Annotated in this window: 19 protein-coding genes and 1 tRNA gene; 13 read left to right on the plus strand and 7 right to left on the minus strand. The window is 71.0% G+C overall.

Going from position 1 to position 17,247, the window contains the following annotated elements:
* Nucleotides 1-418: 418 nt before the first annotated feature.
* The 9 genes from MM440_RS12270 (at nucleotide 419) to MM440_RS12310 (ending at nucleotide 5,002) form a co-directional block, all read left to right on the plus strand.
* Nucleotides 419-556, plus strand: a complete 138-nt coding sequence (locus tag MM440_RS12270; RefSeq protein WP_241444601.1) for a hypothetical protein — start codon at nucleotides 419-421, stop codon at nucleotides 554-556.
* Nucleotides 553-825, plus strand: coding sequence for a hypothetical protein (locus MM440_RS12275; RefSeq protein WP_241444602.1), 273 nt, complete (start codon nucleotides 553-555; stop codon nucleotides 823-825). The genes MM440_RS12270 and MM440_RS12275 overlap by 4 nt, the downstream gene beginning before the upstream one ends.
* Entirely contained in the window at nucleotides 822-1,049 is a 228-nt protein-coding gene (locus tag MM440_RS12280) for a hypothetical protein (RefSeq protein ID WP_241444603.1), read from the plus strand. Before MM440_RS12275 ends, MM440_RS12280 begins: the two co-directional genes overlap by 4 nt.
* Before the next feature lie 549 nt (nucleotides 1,050-1,598).
* The gene (locus tag MM440_RS12285; RefSeq protein ID WP_241444604.1) at nucleotides 1,599-1,823 is read left to right on the plus strand and encodes a hypothetical protein; all 225 of its coding nucleotides are present in this window, start codon (nucleotides 1,599-1,601) and stop codon (nucleotides 1,821-1,823) included.
* On the plus strand, nucleotides 1,820-2,071 hold the full coding sequence (locus MM440_RS12290; RefSeq protein ID WP_241444605.1) for a hypothetical protein: 252 nt from the start codon (nucleotides 1,820-1,822) through the stop codon (nucleotides 2,069-2,071). The genes MM440_RS12285 and MM440_RS12290 overlap by 4 nt, the downstream gene beginning before the upstream one ends.
* Nucleotides 2,071-2,424, plus strand: a complete 354-nt coding sequence (locus MM440_RS12295) for a hypothetical protein (RefSeq protein WP_241444606.1) — start codon at nucleotides 2,071-2,073, stop codon at nucleotides 2,422-2,424. Before MM440_RS12290 ends, MM440_RS12295 begins: the two co-directional genes overlap by 1 nt.
* Nucleotides 2,425-2,431: 7 nt before the next feature.
* Nucleotides 2,432-3,409, plus strand: coding sequence for a hypothetical protein (locus MM440_RS12300; protein ID WP_241444607.1), 978 nt, complete (start codon nucleotides 2,432-2,434; stop codon nucleotides 3,407-3,409).
* A 271-nt stretch (nucleotides 3,410-3,680) separates the two neighbouring features.
* Entirely contained in the window at nucleotides 3,681-4,193 is a 513-nt protein-coding gene (locus MM440_RS12305) for a phage terminase small subunit (RefSeq protein ID WP_241444609.1), read from the plus strand.
* Nucleotides 4,194-4,291: 98 nt separating this feature from the next.
* A complete protein-coding gene (locus MM440_RS12310) occupies nucleotides 4,292-5,002 on the plus strand; it encodes a hypothetical protein (protein WP_241444610.1) in 711 nt (236 codons plus the stop codon).
* 69 nt (nucleotides 5,003-5,071) lie between these two features.
* Here MM440_RS12310 and MM440_RS12315 read toward each other — a convergent pair whose 3' ends face one another.
* The 6 genes from MM440_RS12315 to MM440_RS12340 all read right to left on the minus strand — a co-directional run bounded on the left by MM440_RS12315 (nucleotide 5,072) and on the right by MM440_RS12340 (nucleotide 10,958).
* The gene (locus MM440_RS12315; RefSeq protein WP_241444612.1) at nucleotides 5,072-5,857 is read right to left on the minus strand and encodes a hypothetical protein; all 786 of its coding nucleotides are present in this window, start codon (nucleotides 5,855-5,857) and stop codon (nucleotides 5,072-5,074) included.
* Nucleotides 5,858-6,053: 196 nt separating this feature from the next.
* Entirely contained in the window at nucleotides 6,054-7,001 is a 948-nt protein-coding gene (locus MM440_RS12320) for a protein rep (RefSeq protein ID WP_241444614.1), read from the minus strand.
* Nucleotides 7,002-7,243: 242 nt separating this feature from the next.
* The gene (locus MM440_RS12325; RefSeq protein ID WP_241444615.1) at nucleotides 7,244-7,564 is read right to left on the minus strand and encodes a hypothetical protein; all 321 of its coding nucleotides are present in this window, start codon (nucleotides 7,562-7,564) and stop codon (nucleotides 7,244-7,246) included.
* Entirely contained in the window at nucleotides 7,561-8,907 is a 1,347-nt protein-coding gene (locus MM440_RS12330; RefSeq protein ID WP_241444617.1) for an FtsK/SpoIIIE domain-containing protein, read from the minus strand. Before MM440_RS12330 ends, MM440_RS12325 begins: the two co-directional genes overlap by 4 nt.
* 122 nt (nucleotides 8,908-9,029) lie before the next feature.
* The gene (locus tag MM440_RS12335; protein ID WP_241444619.1) at nucleotides 9,030-9,410 is read right to left on the minus strand and encodes a hypothetical protein; all 381 of its coding nucleotides are present in this window, start codon (nucleotides 9,408-9,410) and stop codon (nucleotides 9,030-9,032) included.
* 483 nt (nucleotides 9,411-9,893) lie between these two features.
* Entirely contained in the window at nucleotides 9,894-10,958 is a 1,065-nt protein-coding gene (locus MM440_RS12340) for an ATP-dependent DNA ligase (RefSeq protein WP_241444621.1), read from the minus strand.
* Between the two features lie 36 nt (nucleotides 10,959-10,994).
* Between MM440_RS12340 and MM440_RS12345 the strand changes: the two genes are divergently transcribed.
* A complete protein-coding gene (locus tag MM440_RS12345; protein ID WP_241444623.1) occupies nucleotides 10,995-12,170 on the plus strand; it encodes an alpha/beta hydrolase in 1,176 nt (391 codons plus the stop codon).
* A 30-nt stretch (nucleotides 12,171-12,200) separates the two neighbouring features.
* The gene (locus MM440_RS12350; RefSeq protein ID WP_241444625.1) at nucleotides 12,201-13,286 is read left to right on the plus strand and encodes a PPK2 family polyphosphate kinase; all 1,086 of its coding nucleotides are present in this window, start codon (nucleotides 12,201-12,203) and stop codon (nucleotides 13,284-13,286) included.
* A gap of 68 nt (nucleotides 13,287-13,354) precedes the next feature.
* Here the strand turns inward: MM440_RS12350 and glgX are convergent, their stop codons facing one another.
* On the minus strand, nucleotides 13,355-15,766 hold the full coding sequence (glgX, locus tag MM440_RS12355) for a glycogen debranching protein GlgX (protein WP_241444627.1): 2,412 nt from the start codon (nucleotides 15,764-15,766) through the stop codon (nucleotides 13,355-13,357).
* Nucleotides 15,767-16,029: 263 nt separating this feature from the next.
* Between glgX and MM440_RS12360 the strand changes: the two genes are divergently transcribed.
* Both MM440_RS12360 and MM440_RS12365 read left to right on the plus strand, forming a co-directional pair.
* The gene (locus MM440_RS12360) at nucleotides 16,030-17,100 is read left to right on the plus strand and encodes a YihY/virulence factor BrkB family protein (protein ID WP_241444629.1); all 1,071 of its coding nucleotides are present in this window, start codon (nucleotides 16,030-16,032) and stop codon (nucleotides 17,098-17,100) included.
* A 35-nt stretch (nucleotides 17,101-17,135) separates the two neighbouring features.
* Nucleotides 17,136-17,211, plus strand: a tRNA-Gly gene (locus MM440_RS12365).
* The last annotated feature ends 36 nt before the right edge of the window (nucleotides 17,212-17,247 follow it).

The following is a 17,247-nucleotide window of genomic DNA, read 5'->3' on the forward strand; positions in this document are numbered from 1 at the left end:
AACGTCACCTCACAGCCACGCTGGCCGCGCATGAGTCGTGGGCCAAGACCGACGACAGGTCCGCCCGCACCGCCCCAGCGCGACGAGCCTTCGACGAACGCTTCCTCGCCCAGGCGGACGGCGACCCCATCCGAGCCGAGCACCTACGTCGAGCGCACTTCACTCGTCTCGCCCTGAAGTCAGCCCAGGCCCGGCGCAAGGCACGAGAACTCAACGCCGCCGCCGAGGCCGCAGAGGCCGAGCTTCATGCGACCGGCGGCGACCCCCGGTGAGCCAGACGACAACGGGCCGGCCCCCTGGGGAAGGTACGCCGGCCCGTCACGATGCTGAGGGCCAGGGTAGCAACCCGACCGTTCCGGCGCTCACGCCACGACAGGCCGCAGCCGCGATCGATGGCGCCTACTGCGTGGTGGTGAAGGTGGACGGCAACCACCTACGCCGGCGCCTGTTCTTCGGGCTGCCGGCCGCGGAACGCGCGGTCGAGCGGGCCCGGGAGCGTGGCGCCGACGCCGAGCTGATCCTGTGCGAGCTGCACGCCGTGGGGGTGGTCGCATGACCTACCCCACGATCACGCCAGCCGACCTACCAGGCTGTCCGATCGACCTGACCGCGATGGACGAGAACGCCACCCACGCCTGGCACCACGCGTGGACCCTGGGCTACCTGTTCGGCCACGCGGCCGGATACGGCGCCGGCTGGCAGGCATCCGACGACAGCGCCGAGCGACTGCACCGGGCCGCGTTCGAGGCCGTGCAAGCGGCCGCTCGACAGCCGGCGCACGACGAGCTAGCGCGGCGCCGCTCCCGGTTCGGGGGTGCCGCATGACGTGGAACCTCACCGACCACGGCAGGCGGTACGTGCTGCTGCGGGCCCGGAACGCGCCACCGGGCGACGCCCGACGCGTCCTGACCGACGCCGGCGTGCCGGCCATGTGGTCAGCGCCAGGAAAGGGATGGCTGGTCCGTCGCGACCGGCTGGCAGACCTGCTCGCCCTGGCTCAGCGCCACGACGTCAAGGTCGTCGACTGGACCGGCCGGGAGGTCGCATGACCGCCCGACCAGCGGAGACCGCCGCGTGGGCGCGCCACCAGCAAGTCATGTGGGAGGAACGCGCGGGAGACCGCAACCTGCCCCTGTGGCTGCGCGTCGCGTCCCTGGCGATGGGCAAGCACGACGACCACGGGCACGCCCACTTCAGGCGGGGACAGGTCGCGCTAGTCCTGGCGACCGTACCCCCGAGCGGCGGCGAGATCGCCCCGTTAGACCGGCGCCAGGTGCACCGCGCGATCTTCAAGGCGGTCGAGTACGGGTGGCTCGCACCAGGGTCTAACACCCAGTGCCTACGCGTCCCCGACGGGATCGTCGGCGGGTGGCCCGGCAGCGGCCGCGCAGGCTGTCCCGTCACCAAACGTCGTCACTCAGAGACGACAAAACGCGGTCAGGCGGCCTGATTGTCATCCCTCAGTGACGACATTCGGTGTCACTCAGAGATGACATACGAGCCCCTGACCTGCGCAAACGCGGCGGCCCTCTATGAGTCTGCTCTAGAGCCGTCTCCACCCAACCGCACCAGCACACCCAACCGAAAGGACCACACACGTGCCAGCAATCTCCCCGCAGCAGGCGCTGACCCTGCTCAACGCGCACCCCACCATCACCGCCCAGGCCTTCGCGGACCTCGGCACCTACGTGGCCGACGCGCTCACCACGACCGGGGCCATGCCCGCCGACCTGCACGACCGAACCGCCACCATCGCTGCGGGGTTCGTCGAAGCCCAAGCCCTGAAGTGGGCGAGCACGCAGCTGCACGGCCGGCTGCCATGACCGGCCCCGCCGCGACGGGCTGCGAGCTCACCACCATCACCGCCCTCGGGGTGACGGTCACCATCGGCTACGACGACGACACCGAGCTCGACGTGGTCGGCCGGCGCCGCAGAACCGGGGAACCACTCGTGTGGGTGTGCCCCGAATGCCCCCACCCGGGATGCCCCCACGAGGAAGCCGCCCGCCTCACCTGGCGCGCCTACCGCCAGCTCAACCACCCCCGACACACCGTCGAGAGGACCGCATGATGCCCCCCACCCCGTACCTCGACCCGGCCCGCGTCACCGACCGGCACGACATGCTCGCTGAGGTCCTACGCGCCCAGGCACGCCAGGGCGACACCGCGTCGATCGCCCGCCTGGCCGAGCTCGACGCACCGCCCGCACCAGGCCCCCACGGCGGCCCACTGTGGGACCGCGAGCAGGGACGCGAGCACATGGCCGACAAGGTGCGCGCTCACGCCCAGCACGAACGCCGTCAAGACGAGCTCACCGAGCAGCGCCGACAGAACCGCGACGCCGCCAACGCCGCCGAGCAGCTGCTACCGGCGAAGGAACGAGCCGCCCGAGAAGCCGCCCGACGCGGCTGGACCAAGGAGTAGACCGACCATGACCACTGCCAGCACCACCATGCCGCTGCCCACCGTGCCCAGCCTGGCGCTGCGTGGCGCGCCACCCGAGACCCGTGTCCTCGCCGGCATCACCAGCGGCCCCCTCGCGCTGCTGCTCGACGCCGACGAGGACACCCGCCGCGCCCGGGCCGCGCTCGTCAACGCCGGCGACGCACTGAACCGCGCCGACCCCAACAGCAACCGCCTCGAGACCGAGGTGCAACGACTGCTCACCCTCAACGACGAGGGCAACCTCACCACCACCGACCTCGACGAAGCAGCCCACACCGTCGTCATCGCCCGAGACGCGCTCAGCACCCGCGACAACCTCGAGCAGCTGCTCGCCCACCGATTGCAAGGCACGTTCACCAGCGCCGCGCAACAGGTCACCGCCAACGCCTACAGCAGCCTCACCACCCAGCTGCACGCAGTCGTGGACCGCTACCAGGCGCTGAACGTCAGCCGCTACCGCGACGCCGAGGACGCACTCACCGCCGGCGACGGCGATGCCTGGCGCGAGTCCACCGGCCTCGCCGGCAAGTACGGCCAGCTGCGAGAAGCCCAAGCGCTGCTCGACGCGCTGCACACCACCCCGCAGTGGGACTCAGGCACGTGGTGCCTCGTCGGCCGCATCGCCGGCGCCACCAAGGTCTGGGACCAGGTCGGGCCCTGGGTCGCCGCAGTCAAGGGCGCGCACGTCGCCCGCCAGGTGGACGGCATGACCGTCACCGGACCCGGCACCAACCCACCGTGGCCCGACCCGCGGCACGGAAGCCACCGACAGTGGCTGACATGGCTCGCGGACAACCCGGCCGCCACACCGTGGATCCCCAGCCCACGACAGCGCAACACCGAAGCCGAGACCATCGCCGCAGCAGCCGTCGACTGGCGCGACAAGACGCACCCCCGCGTCGAACCACCAATCAGCGCCGGCACCCGCGCCCTGCTCGACCGCGCCAACCGCAACCTCATGTAACCCACCAGCACCAAGGACCCGCCACGCTCAGCACCCCCGGGGGGGCCACCCCCTCCTTGGGGGCCTGGCCCTCGTCCGGGACGTTCTGTGAGAAATGCTCCGTACGGTCTGGCGCGTCTCGCTGTGCTGAACCAACCTGACCGTCTGTGACCCCCCAGGAGAGCCAATGTCAGCCCCGAAGCACCCGAGCGTGAGGCGCCGCCGCAACGCCGTTGACCCCCTCAGGGCACTCCCGAGCACTGGGAGGGCAGGGGAGCCGCCCCCGTGGCCGTTGCAGCCGTCTGCGGCCCTGATCGGACGCCTGGACTATCTCGAGGACCGCGTCAGCGCCCTGAACAGCGAGATAGCCGACGCCCGGACGGGCCGGGAGAAGGGCACGGCACAACGACGGCTCAACGAAGCCACCCAAGGGCTCGCTGTGGCCCGCGTCGAGCTCGAGCAGACCTGTGCCACGGAGACCGAGCTCTGGGAGACGCTGTGGCGCACCCCGCAAGCGTCCATGTGGGACGGGTCGGCCGCGTTTACCCGGGAGGTCGCCACGTTCGTGCGCTGGCAGGTACGCGCCGAGCAAGGAGACCTCAAAGCCGCAGGGGAGGCCCGGCAACGCTCCGACCGGCTAGGGCTCACCCCGCTAGCGCTCATGCGGCTGCGGGCCGAGGTCGAGCGCGCCGAGGACGCCGAAGCACGCGGCCAGCGCCGGCGAACCAGCCGCACCCCCACCGATGCCGCCCCGGCCCGTCCCGACCCCCGGCAGGTCCTCAGACTGACACCCAACGGTCGATAGCCCGGCCCGGCGAATCCGTTGTGCGGGAACCTCATCAAACACGCCGACTGCAAGCACCTCGCAGTGGCAGTCATGGGGCGCATAGCAGGATGCGGCTCATGACGACCGACCAGTGGGACCTCATCTTGCAAGGGATTAGCCTTGCGGCGGCGATCGCGGCGGCCGGCTTCGCGTTCTGGAGCAGTCGCACGAGCCACAAGCAGCTTGGTCAGGTCAGGGCCGATGCCGAGAAGCGCGATCGGCAGTCCCGTGAAGCGCAGGCTCGTCGCATCTTCTGGGACTGGCAGCCCATTGAGTGGACGAACTCGATGACAGGTGTCGCTGTGGGTGAGGTCAGTGATGTCTTCGTCTGCAACGAGAGCGACGAACCCGTCGTGTCCGTGGTGGCGGTGGTCTGGGACAGCACGACTACGCAGTTCCGCTTCGAGCGCGTAGGGATTCTGCGTCCTGGCAACAGGCAAGGCGTCATGCGGGCGCGCTACGAAGGGGCCGCCATGCCGAAGATCCCGCCGGGGCCACCGAACGAGTTCTCTTACGACGCGCGCGGGTACCTCGAGTGTGCGGCTGTATTCCGTGACGCGGTCGGCACGTGGTGGATCCGGTACCCCGACATGACCCTCTCAGAGTGGTCGGGGCCGCAAGACTCGTACACGTCTATCGAGGACGCTGTCAGCGCACTGCTCACGCCGTGGCTCACCGACCACACGTCCACTTCGGTCACGGCCCCCTATCACTCCCAGCTGCGCGCCTTCCTCGACTTCATCGCCGGCGACGACCCGAAAGGCAAGACTGACTTAGGAGAGAACTAGCCCGCGGTCGACTCCCCAGCAGGGACCGGGCCCCCGGCGTGCGCACGCCGGGGGCCCGGTCCCTGCTGGTCAGGCCGTGCGTGCCGCGCGTCGCAGCAGACGCGCCGGGTCCCGGGTCAGGTCCTCGAGGACGCGGCCGACCTGCTCGACGTCGTCGAGCTCGAGGACGTGCTCGTCGGCGTCGGGGTCGATCACCAGCACGGTCAGCGGGCCAGCCTGCCACTGCCGGCCGTTGCTGCTGCGGTGCTCGCGCAGCACGCGCGCCAGCAGGTCGCCAGCGCCCAGGTCAGGCCCCAGCACGCGGGCCGACCAGCCACCTGCCGGGTCAGCAACCACGTCGACCTCGCACGCCCACCCCTCGCCGAGCGGCATCACGGCCGGCGCCGTCACGCCGTCGACCAGGTGAACGACCCGGCCGGGAGCGGAAGCAGACCCCGTGGCCTCGACGGCGTCGATCACTGCCAGCACGTCAGCGAGCGCGGCCGCGACAGCCTCGACCGTGGCCCGCCCGCGCGTGTCCGCGCGCGTCTCCACATCGACCCCGTCACCCAAGGGCGCCTCAGGACGCCAGCAGCCGGCCTCGTCGAGCCTCCACGACTGAAACAGCGACACCGTCCACGACGGCCCCTCGTGCGCGTCCCACCAGGCCATAACCAGCCCTTCGCACGGCCACACCTCCACCCGACCGGCCCACGGCAGCGCCGGCAGCGGGTGAGCCGACAGCAGGTCCTCACCCGACCAGTGCCGCGCCTGAGCGCACGTGGGCGAGTGCGGTTCGAACGTGACCACCGGGACGCCAGCCCAAGGCTGGCCCGACCCGGCAGACGGTGCGGAAACGGTGCTCGTGATGCTCATGACTGATCCTCTCTACCTACCTGATCGCCCGGCTGGAAGCCCCAGCACGGGCGCCTTCACAGACCGCCTCGGAGGACGGGACACCGCACGGCACGGCTCACAGCACGCACCAGCGGGAACCTTTTGAGCCGCAACAGTTTTCAAACGGCCGGGGGCGGGGGCGCCCGAGGACGCCGGGTGAGGCGCCGCGACTGCTTCACGCTGCCCGAGCCTGCGCAGACGGTGGAACCTGCCACGACAGACCCCGACGCCTCAGCCACGCCTTGGCGCCCTCCACGCCCGCGACCTCGGCCACGTCGAGCAGCTGCCAGGCGACCGGCGCGACAGCCCGCCACGCGTCAGCGTCGAGCACCAGCACGTCCTCGCCCTCCACGGTCTGCTCGGCCACCTGCTCATCCGTCAGTTCCTCACCCAGACGCGCCCACTCCCGCAGCCCCCGCGACCACGTCAGCTGCCGCTTGCCCTTGCTCGCCTGCTCCCACTCATGCCACAGGTCCAACGCGTCAGCATCACCCGTGCGAGCGACCTCGTCGAGCAGCTGGAACGGCGACCGCCCACCCAACCGGCCGTCCTTGGACATCCCCGCCACCGTCTCCCACACCAGCGACTTGGTCAGATAGGCGCCCATCGCGTCTGCCGCCTCCGACGCCACCCGAACGTCAAGCCCCGGCCCACGCAGCGCCGAATAGCCCTGACGCTCAAGACCCTTCAACCAGCGCGGCCACAACGCCTCAGCCAACCGGTCAGCGCACCCCTGCGTCACGTCAGCGTCCTCCAGCACCACCAGCACGTGGAAGTGCACATGCCAGCCCGCAGCGCCGTAGGTGACCTCTGTCGCCTTGACGAAACCCCGAACCCCCCACGCGGCCGCGATCGACTGCCAGCCACGCCCCGACGTCATCGACCGCCACGCCTTGGCCGTCGCCGCCCACGTGTCCTTCAACCGCTGGTTGCGGTGATGCCGCGCGGTCAACGTCACGAACATCACCGACTTGTCCTCCCGAGCAGCCGCCTCGAGCACCCCCGCCACGTCCTCCCGGCGCGCGTGCGCGATCTTCCCGGCACAGTGCGGGCACGCCCACACCGACCCGCACGACTGCACCCCCGAGAACCCGGCACGACCAGCACCGACACGCAGCCCCACGCTCGAACCGACCGGCGCCCGACCACACGCCCGGACCCGCCGCAACGTCGACAGGTCACCCAGCAGCCGGCGCCGCTCGTACCGCGTCGCACGATGCACCCGCCACCGGTCAGCGGAAGCAGTATTCGCAGTGTTACCAAGGCCCTTCGGGCCCTCGCCACGCCCGTGGACCTGCGGGCTCGCAAGCTCGCCCTTCGGCCCCCGCCGCGTCGTCGAGCCCTTCGGGCGGTTGGTGCCCGCGCTCACTGCTGCCACCGGTCCGAGTCGCGGATGACCTCACGAGCGGTGATCTCGCGCACCAGGTACGGCGCCGGTTCGGGCATCGCGACGTAGTGCACGGGCACGGCCGGGCCGTCCTGTGCGGCCCAGGGGGCGCCGTGAGCGCCGTTCACGTGCCCCGGGATGGTGCGGGGCGTCGCGACGGTCACGAACGCGCCCAGGGCGCCCACGATGAGCCCTGACAGGACCAGCCGGGCGGTGTGGTCGCTCGACCAGACCGCGACCAGCAGCAGGACCGCGCCGACGCACACCAGGCCCAGGCCGGCCAGGCGCCCGGTACTCATGCCGCACCCCCGGCCGCGTCCTCGAGGTCGTCGACCATCCGCAGCGCCGGGGCGTGCACCGACACGGGCAGCCCGAGCATGGCGTCAGCCGGCGACGACAAGCGGACCGCGGCCCGGTACTGCTCGTAGCTGGTCAGGTCCGCGCGGAACCGGCGCGTGCCGGCCCCCGGGAGCGTGACCACGCCGACGCCAGGGGACCAGTCGCCGCACTCCGACCCGAACCTTGCCGCGACGTCGGGAGAGTGCAGCATCCGCAACGCCTCGGAGGAGTCCACCCGCAACGTGATCGCGGCCGAGAAGTTCGAGCGGGAATCGGTGTCGATCGACGCCGCTGACAGCCGCTGCCCAAGCACCAGGACTCGCACGCCGACCTTGGCGCCCTCAGCGACCAGCCGGCCCAGCTGAGAGTCGAACGCGGCCAGCAGCTTGGTCCCGCCTTGGTCCTTCACCGCACGCCGCGCGCCGGGCAGCTCTTCGACGACCACGACGAGCAACGGGTCGTCGACCGTGAACACGTCGATCTTGTCCGCTCCCGACGCGCGCAGCCGCCGAACCCGGTCGTCCATCACGTCGACCAGGTGCCCGAGCACGTCGACCGCGCCGCCCATGTCCGCGGTGCCGCACGCGATCAGGCCAGGGAAGCGGCCCAGGTCCTGCCACGGGCCCAGCAGCAGCCCGGACGGGTCGACACCGACCACGGCGACGTCCTCACGGCCCGCCAGCGAGCCCAGCAGCGCGTAGGACAGCACCGACTTTCCCGACCTCGTCGAGCCCTGAACGGCCATGTGCGTGGGGGTGCGCCAGTCATGGCACACCGGTGAACCGTCCTCTCCGCGACCGACCACGGGCGCCACGACACCAACCGCGGCCGGCCAGGCACGGGCCGTGGCGAGGACGTCCACGAAGATGCACCGCAACGCGACCAGACCAGGGCCGGCCGGCACGTCGTGGACCGCGACAGCGCCCAGGTCAGCGCCGATCGCGTCAGCCTTCGCGCGGATATCGGCGCTCGAGAGCCCACGCGGGACACGGATCGTCAGGACTGCATCGACCGGTGACGCGTCGACCCACACCTGAGCGGGCACCCAGTGCTCGACCTTGGAGCGGGCCCCGTCGTCAGCCTTGACCGTCCGGTAGGCCACCTCGCCCAGGTCCAGCGCCCGCGACAGCCCCGGCCAGGCAGCCCGGACCGCGCGGGCGATCCGACGAGCGCGCCACCACACCTCGAACGCGTGGCACTGGCGCGGCGCCACCATGCCGGCCACCTGCATCACCAGCCCGGGCAGTAGCCACACCAGCGTCAGCAGCACGACGGTCACGAGCTCACGGGTCAGCAACGCCACCAGTGCCGCGACACCTAGCACGACGGTCCACACCATGTGTCGGGCCGACCGCCTGGCCACCGACACGACAGCGGCCCCGCCCCGACGAAGGGAAGGGGCCGCTGCCAACGAGTTGAACGAGGTCACGCCGCGTCCTGCTTGCGCGACACCTGCTGCGCGCTGACCAGACCGTCAGCACGCCAGGACTCCACCAGCCCGCCCGCACGGTTCACCCGCACGTCGCACGCCAGCTGCTCGAAGTGGATCACCTCGAACGCTGCCGGGGTGGGCTGCGTCGCCGCCGCGACCCGGACCCGGGCCACCACGGTGGACTGACGCCCGAAGCTCTCCGACAGGTAGGACACCTCCACGTTCCACAGCGGACGGCCCTGCTCGTCGACCTCCTGAGCGTCCGAGGACCGGCGACGGCCCGTAGCGGGGTCGTCCACCCACACGTTCACCTGGTCGACCACCCCGGTAGCGCGCAGCTGCTGACGAGACGAGTCAACGAAGAAAGTAGCCATGACCATGCATCCTGATTCCGAGCGCCCTTGTGACAGAGACGATTACGCCAGGCCCCGCAGCGAGGGCGCCCTACCAGGCACCACGGGCCCCAGCGGGGAAATCAGGACGTGCTGAGCGGCGCAACGAGCGCCAAGGCGATGAGGGCCACCCCACCAGATGGGTACACTGTGACCACGGTTCCGCTCCCTTCGTGAGCGTCGAGCCCAGGCCCCTGGCAGGTGTTGCATGCACCTACAGGGGCCGACCTGTGTTTCGGGTCAACGGGGCGCATGATCTCGCCCGATAACCCGGGCCACAGCGCTCACGATCCGCGCGCTCAATCAGGTCCGACGTACACCGCACACGAGGCAGACACCCCGAAGATGCCCGGCGAGCCGCCGCGCGTGCAGCCCAGCCGCAAGAACGCGCAGAACTGGGAGACCGACGGCGTCACGCCCAAGCCCGCCGGCTGATCATCGGTCCGGAGCGCACGGGGAGCCCCGTCACGCGCCGGTCAGCACCTCGGCGAGGTCGTAGTCGGGCGCGCGAGACACCTGGGCGAGCGAGCAGCTCATCGGGTCGCGGTCCGGCCGCCAGCGCAGGAAGGTCACGGCGTGCCGGAAGCGGGACTTCTCGAGCTGGTCGAACGCCACCTCCACGACCCGCTCGGGACGCAGCGGCACATAGCTGACGTCCTTGCTGGAGGAGAAGCGCGACCGGTCGGTCTCGGCCGCCACGACGGCACCGTCGTCGTCGCGCTGCACGAGCGGTGCCAGCTCGTCGATCAGCTCGAGGCGGCGCTTGGCGGTGAACGCGGCGATGCCGCCGACGTTGACGATCCGCCCGTCCGGGGTCACCAGCCCGAGCAGCAGCGAGCCGACGCCCTGCCCCGACTTGTGCACCCGGTAGCCCACGACGATCGCCTCGGCGGTGCGCTTGTGCTTGACCTTCAGCATGGTCCGCTTGCCCTGCTCGTAGGGCTGGTCCAGCGGCTTCGCGACCACCCCGTCCAGCCCCGCGCCCTCGAACTCCTCGAACCAGCGCCGCGCCTCGGCCACGTCGTCCGTCGTGCGGGTCAGGTGCACCGGCGCGTCGGGCGCGAGCCCCTGCAGCGCCGACTCCAGCCGGGCGCGGCGGGTGCGGAACGGCAGCCCGGTCAGGTCCTCGTCGCCGAGCGCCAGCAGGTCGAAGCACACCAGCTCGGCGGGCGTCTCGACGGCCAGTTTGCGGATCCGCGACTCGGCCGGGTGGATCCGCTGGGAGAGGGCGTCCCAGTCCAGCCGCTCGGCACCGGGCCGGCCCTGGCGCACCACGATCTCGCAGTCGACGGCGCAGCGCTGCGGCAGGTGCTCGCGCACGAGGTCGACCACCTCGGGGAAGTAGCGGGTGAGCGGCTTCTGACCGCGGCTCGCGAGCTCCACCTCGTCGCCGTCGCGCAGCACGATGCAGCGGAAGCCATCCCACTTCGGCTCGTAGACCACCCCGCCGGCGACGGAGTCCGGCTCGGGGACGGTGGGCACGGCCTTCGCGAGCATGGGCGCGACGGGCAGGGAGAGCGGCAGGTCCATGGCGCTCATTGTGCCCGTGGGTGCAAGGATGAGCGGGTGGGGCACACGAAGGTGAGCACGAAGGCGGTCGTCGCCGGCACGGTGTCGGGGGTCCTCGCCACGGGGGCGGCTGCGGGGTGGATGGGGGCCGCGGTCTACCTCGCGCGCAAGGTGGTCACGCCCGAGCGCGACCGGCCCGACGACACGGCGATCCTCGCGCTGACGGCCGACACGATCACGCTGGGCCGCACGGCCGAGACGGTGGTGCGCGGGCGCTACGGGCTGTTCTTCGACGGGGGCGAGGGACACCTGCGGTTCGGCGAGATCCTTGCCGACGACCCGCAGGCCGGGTCGGTCGTGCGCGAGATGCACGGCGTCGACGCCGGCACCCCGCATCCCGGCACGGGGCGCTTCCACTCCTACTACTACAGCCTCGAGCCGTCGCTGTCGGTCGGCCTCGCGACCCACCACATCACCATCCCGAGCCAGGTCGGGCCGCTGCCCGCGTGGGTGGTGCCGGCGCCCGACGCAGACCTGCCCCGGCGCCGCTGGGCGATCCTCGTGCACGGTCGCGGGGCCGCGCGCGACGAGACCGTCCGAGCGATGCGGACCCTGCACGAGCGCGGTTTCACCTCGCTCGCGGCGACCTACCGCAACGACCCGGACGCCCCCGCGAGCTCCGACGGGCGCTACGGCCTGGGGCTGTCGGAGTGGCAGGACGTGGACGCCGCGATCCATCACGCGCTGGCCGAGGGTGCCGAGCAGATCGTGCTCGTCGGGTGGTCGATGGGCGGCGCCATCGTGCTGCAGACGCTCGTGAACTCCGCTGTGGCAGAACGGATCTCGAAGGTTGTGCTCGACGGCCCGGTGGTCGACTGGTCGGACGTGCTGTTCCACCACGCCCGCGAGATGAAGGTGCCGACCCCGCTCACCGCGCTCAGCCTGCGGCTGCTCGCGGCCCCGCCCGCGCGCCACCTCGTCGGGGTGCACTCGGCCATCGACCTGTCGTCCACGGACTTCGTGGCCCGCGCCGGCGAGATCCCGTGCCCGGTCCTGATCATCCACTCCCTCGACGACGAGTTCGTGCCGAGCGGGCCGGGCCGCCGACTCGCGGCAGATCGTCCTGACCTGGTGACCTTCGTACCGTGGCGCGAGGCGCGGCACTGCAAGGAGTGGAACGTCGACCCGCAGCGCTGGTCTCGCGTCGTGGGTGAGTTTGTGGACCGGCCCTGATTTGTGGGCCGGACCTGACAAGATGTGCCGATGGGTAAGGATTCGAAGGCCAAGAAGAAGGCCAAGCGTGCCGACCAGGACCAGCAGGGCACGGGCGACGGCGCCGTCGTGAGCAAGGCCGAGGAGGCCGCGGCCAAGGTCCGCGCCCGGGTCAAGAGCGCCAAGAAGCTCGCCAAGGCCCGCAAGGCCGAGCGCGCCGCTGCCGAGGCCGCCCTCGCCGCGAGCTCGACGGTCGAGGACATCGCCAAACAGCTCGGCATCCCCGCCGCGCCCCCGCCGCCGTTCGAGGACCTCGGGTCCCAGCTGCGCGTCGAGCGCGGGTTCGTCCTCGCCGACCTCGACCCGCGCAGCACCCCGGGCTACTCCGGTGACAAGCGCAGCGCCGAGCTCGACCTCGAGGCCGGCCGCGCCGAGCTGTCCGACCTGCAGGAGCGGCTCTTCGCCAACGGCAAGGACGGCGAGGGCCCGTCGGTCCTGCTCATCGTGCAGGGCATGGACACCTCCGGCAAGGGCGGCATCATGCGCCACGTCGTCGGCGCCACCGACCCCGGCGGCGTGAAGTACACCGCGTTCAAGGTGCCGACCGCCGAGGAGCGCGCCCACGACTTCCTCTGGCGCATCGAGCGTGCCCTGCCCGACCCCGGCCAGCTCGGCGTCTTCGACCGCTCGCAGTACGAAGACGTGCTCGTCGTGCGCGTCCACGACCTGGTGCCGCAGGCGGAGTGGAGCAAGCGGTATGCCCAGATCAACGCGTTCGAGCGCGCCGCCGCCCGCAAGGGCATCGTCGTCGTCAAGGTGCTCCTGCAGATCTCGTCCGACGAGCAGAGGGCCCGCCTCGGCGAGCGCCTCGACCGGCCCGACAAGTTCTACAAGTTCAACCCGGGTGACATCGACGAGCGGGCCCGCTGGTCCGACTACCAGGAGGCCTACCAGGCGGTGCTGGACAAGACCAGCACCAAGGGAGCGCCCTGGTACGTCGTCCCCGCGGACCGCAAGTGGTACGCCCGGCTCGCTGTCCAGCAGCTGCTCCTCGAGCACCTGCGCGACCTCGACCTGCAGTGGCCCGAGGCCACCTTCGACGTCGAGGTCGAGAAGGAGCGGCTCGCCGAGACCTGACCGGTAGACCTCCCGCCGGCATGCGCGAAGGCCCCCACCTCACGAGGTGGGGGCCTTCGCACACAGGCCTACTGCTTGGTGCCGTCCTTGTCGGACGTGGCCGACTTCTTGGCGCCCTTGCCCTTGGCGGGCTTGCTGGGCTCGGAGGTCTCCGCGGAGTCCTCCGCGGAGACCGCCGCCGGGTCCTCGGTCGGCAGCGACCCCTCGTCGAGCGCCACCGTCTCGGCGACCGTCTCTGGGGTGACCGGCTGGGTCGGGGTGGGCGGCGAGGTGGGGTTGCGCGACGCCGTGGAGCCGAGCGCGGCCGTCGAGCGCGGGGTCGCGACCCCCGGGGTGGGCGACTCGAGCGGGCGGGTGGACTGCAGCACGACCACGGTGCGGGCGGGGACCCGGTGGACGGTGCCCGCGGCCCAGGGGCCGGCGTCGTCGGCGCGCGACTCCTGCTCGTCGTCCGCGTCGTCGGCGGCCGTGTCGAGCACGATGGTCCACTCGGCGCCGAACTCCTCGGGCGGCATGGTGAAGTCGATGACGTCGTCGTGCGCATTGAAGAGCATGAGGAAGTCGTCGTCGATGACCTTGCGACCGCGCTGGTCGGGCGAGGGGATCCGTTGCCCGTTGAGGAACACCGTCACCGTCTTCGCGTAGCCGCTGGTCCAGTCGGCCTCGGTCATCAGCGAGCCGTGGGCGGTCATCCACTCGATGTCGCCGATGTCGCTCATGCCACCGTGGTCCGCGGCCCCGCCGAAGAAGCGGCGGCGCCGGAAGCTCGGGTGCGCGGCGCGCAGCGCGATGACCTTGGCGGTGAACTCGATCAGGTCGGCCTGCTCGGTCGTGAGCGCCCAGTCCATCCAGGAGATCTCGTTGTCCTGGCAGTAGACGTTGTTGTTGCCCTCCTGGGTGCGGCCGTACTCGTCGCCGTGGGCGAGCATCGGCACGCCCTGCGAGAGCAGCAGGGTCGTGAGCAGGTTGCGCTGCTGGCGGGCGCGCAGCTTGTTGATCGCCGGGTCGTCGGTCGGGCCCTCGACGCCGCAGTTCCACGAGCGGTTGTGGCTCTCGCCGTCCCGGTTGTCCTCGAGGTTGGCCTCGTTGTGCTTCTCGTTGTAGGACACGAGGTCGCGCAGCGTGAAGCCGTCGTGGGCGACGATGAAGTTGATCGACGCGATCGGCTTGCGGCCCGAGTGCGCGTAGAGGTCGGACGAGCCGGTGAGGCGGCTCGCGAACTCGCCGAGGGTCGCCGGCTCGCCGCGCCAGAAGTCGCGGACCGTGTCGCGGTACTTGCCGTTCCACTCGGTCCACAGGGGCGGGAAGTTGCCGACCTGGTAGCCGCCGTCGCCGACGTCCCAGGGCTCGGCGATGAGCTTGACCTGGCTGACCACCGGGTCCTGCTGGATCAGCTCGAAGAAGACCGACAGCTTGTCGACCTCGTGGAACTGGCGGGCGAGGGTCGCGGCGAGGTCGAACCGGAAGCCGTCGACGTGCATCTCGGTGACCCAGTAGCGCAGCGAGTCCATGATCAGCTGCAGCACGTGCGGGTTGCGCATCAGCAGCGAGTTGCCGGTGCCGGTGGTGTCGTAGTAGCTCGCGAGGTCGCGCGACACCAGCCGATAGTAGGCGTTGTTGTCCAGCCCGCGGAAGGACAGGGTCGGGCCCAGGTGGTTGCCCTCGGCGGTGTGGTTGTAGACCACGTCGAGGATGACCTCGATGTCCGCCTCGTGCAGTGCCTTGACCATGGCCTTGAACTCGGTGACCTGCTGGCCACGCTGGCCCGAGCCGGAGTAGGCGTTGTGCGGCGCGAGGAAGCCGATCGAGTTGTAGCCCCAGTAGTTGGACAGCCCCTTCTCCTGAAGGGTGGTGTCCTGCACGAACTGGTGGACCGGGAGCAGCTCGATCGCGGTGATGCCGAGCTTCTTCAGGTGGGCGATCGTCGCCGGGTGACCGATCGCGGCGTAGGTGCCGCGGATCTCCTCGGGGATCTCCGGGTGCGTCATCGTCAGGCCCTTGACGTGGGCCTCGTAGATCACGGTGTCGTGGTACTCGTGCTTCGGCGGGTGGTCGTGGCCCCAGTCGAAGTAGGGGTTCACCACCACCGAGAGCATGGTGTGGGGGAGGGAGTCGTCCTCGTTGAACGAGCCGTCCTCGAAGTCGTAGGAGAACAGGGACTGGTCGTGGCTGACCTGTCCCTCGATCGCCTTCGCGTAGGGGTCGAGGAGGAGCTTGGCAGGGTTGGCGCGGTTGCCGGAGGCAGGGTCGTAGGGCCCGTGCACGCGGTAGCCGTAGCGCTGTCCCGGCTGCAGTGCGGGCACGTACGCGTGCCAGACGTAGCCGTCAACCTCGGTCAGCTCGACGCGGGTCTCGGTGAGGTCGTCACCGATCAAGCAGAGCTCGACCTTCGTGGCGACCTCGGAGAACACGGCGAAGTTGACGCCGCTCCCGTCGTAGGTGGCCCCGAGGGGGTAGGGCTTTCCAGGCCAGATTTCCATGGCGATACGAAGTCCTTGTCTGTGCGCGGCGGTCGGTGCGACCACCGGATGTGTCGCCCTCGCCACTGCGCCGCACGGTCAACCGCTCGGGGGCCGCGGCGCGTTGCGACCCCGCAAGTTTACCGGGTGGTTGGGGATGGGTTCGCCCGACGCGCTAGCGGGAGTGCTCGCGCAGGGCGCTCAGGTCACGGGTCCACAACGCCTGGGAAGGCCACTGGTGTCACACCAGCCCCAGGCGTCCCAGCGACCCTACCGTCTTGAGCATGCCCACTCGCGCCGCGCTCCGCAGCCGGGTCGCTCGGATCCCCGGCGGCCTCTCCTGCTGGCGACTCGCGCGCCTGACCGTGCGGCTGTGCCTGCGACACCGGGTGACCGGGCTCGCCTCCGAGGCCGGCTTCTTCGCCCTGCTCTCGCTGCCACCGCTGGTCCTCGGCCTGTTCGCGGGGCTCGGCTACGTCGGGACCTTCATCGGCCCGGACCGGGTCGCCGAGGTCGTGCGGTCCATCGAGGTCTACGCGACGCGGTTCCTCTCCGACGACAGCATCAGCGCGGTGCTCGTGCCCACGGTCGACGAGGTGTTCCGCGGCGGGCGCGGCGACCTGGTCTCGCTCGGCTTCCTGCTGAGCCTGTGGTCCGGGTCGCGCGCGCTCAACGTCTTCGTCGACACGATCTCGATCATGTACGGCCAGAGCGGGGTTCGCGGCATCGTCCGGACCCGGGCGCTCAGCTTCACGCTCTACACGCTCGCGGTGCTGCTCGGCGCGGTCGTCGTGCCGCTGGTCCTGCTCGGGCCCGAGCTGCTGGCCGCGGTGCTGCCGGCGCCGCTGATGCTGCTCGAGACGCTCTACTGGCCGACCGTGGGGCTCGCGGGCGTGGCGGCGCTGACCTCGCTGTTCCACATCGCCACCCCGCGGCGCAGCCCGTGGGCCCGCGACCTGCCGGGCGCCGCCCTCGCCGTCGCCCTCTGGCTGGCGAGCTCGTGGGTCGTGCGCACCGGCCTCGCCGCGTCCATCGGCGGCACCTCGATCTACGGGCCGCTCGCGTCGCCCATCGTCCTGCTCATCTGGCTCTACACCCTTGCCATCGCCGTCCTCATCGGAGCTGCCATGAATGCCTCGGTCCGTCAGCTGTGGCCCGTCCCGGACCGCGCCAGCACCCGCGCCCGGATCGTCGAGCTCGTCCGCGACGAGCTCGATCGGCGCCGCAGCCCCTCGCCCTGGGGACCCGTCATGGCGGGCCTCGTGACGCCGGTCGGAGGCGCCACGCGGACGGCCGGGGGATTGGACTCCACTCCCAGGCATCGGCTAGTGTCGGTGAGCACGCACAGCGGGTGAGCGACCATGCCTGGTCGGTCACGCGAGGTGAGTAGGCGGACATAGCTCAGTTGGTAGAGCGCAACCTTGCCAAGGTTGAGGTCGCCGGTTCGAGCCCGGTTGTCCGCTCCAGAGGTCCTCGGATCTCTCGGGTCCCGCTGCGGCGGG

This window comes from Arsenicicoccus piscis, from assembly GCF_022568835.1.
In the GTDB taxonomy this organism is placed as follows: Bacteria; Actinomycetota; Actinomycetes; order Actinomycetales; family Dermatophilaceae; genus Arsenicicoccus; species Arsenicicoccus piscis.

Coding starts and splice junctions, on each gene's coding strand:
- MM440_RS12295 (WP_241444606.1), top strand. CDS start 2,071: ATGCCCCCCACCCCGTACCTCGACCCGGCCCGCGTCACCGACCGGCAC.
- glgX (WP_241444627.1), bottom strand. CDS start 15,766: ATGGAAATCTGGCCTGGAAAGCCCTACCCCCTCGGGGCCACCTACGAC.
- MM440_RS12360 (WP_241444629.1), top strand. CDS start 16,030: ATGCCCACTCGCGCCGCGCTCCGCAGCCGGGTCGCTCGGATCCCCGGC.
- MM440_RS12290 (WP_241444605.1), top strand. CDS start 1,820: ATGACCGGCCCCGCCGCGACGGGCTGCGAGCTCACCACCATCACCGCC.
- MM440_RS12280 (WP_241444603.1), top strand. CDS start 822: ATGACGTGGAACCTCACCGACCACGGCAGGCGGTACGTGCTGCTGCGG.
- MM440_RS12325 (WP_241444615.1), bottom strand. CDS start 7,564: ATGAGTACCGGGCGCCTGGCCGGCCTGGGCCTGGTGTGCGTCGGCGCG.
- MM440_RS12350 (WP_241444625.1), top strand. CDS start 12,201: ATGGGTAAGGATTCGAAGGCCAAGAAGAAGGCCAAGCGTGCCGACCAG.
- MM440_RS12340 (WP_241444621.1), bottom strand. CDS start 10,958: ATGGACCTGCCGCTCTCCCTGCCCGTCGCGCCCATGCTCGCGAAGGCC.
- MM440_RS12275 (WP_241444602.1), top strand. CDS start 553: ATGACCTACCCCACGATCACGCCAGCCGACCTACCAGGCTGTCCGATC.
- MM440_RS12300 (WP_241444607.1), top strand. CDS start 2,432: ATGACCACTGCCAGCACCACCATGCCGCTGCCCACCGTGCCCAGCCTG.
- MM440_RS12310 (WP_241444610.1), top strand. CDS start 4,292: ATGACGACCGACCAGTGGGACCTCATCTTGCAAGGGATTAGCCTTGCG.
- MM440_RS12315 (WP_241444612.1), bottom strand. CDS start 5,857: ATGAGCATCACGAGCACCGTTTCCGCACCGTCTGCCGGGTCGGGCCAG.
- MM440_RS12335 (WP_241444619.1), bottom strand. CDS start 9,410: ATGGCTACTTTCTTCGTTGACTCGTCTCGTCAGCAGCTGCGCGCTACC.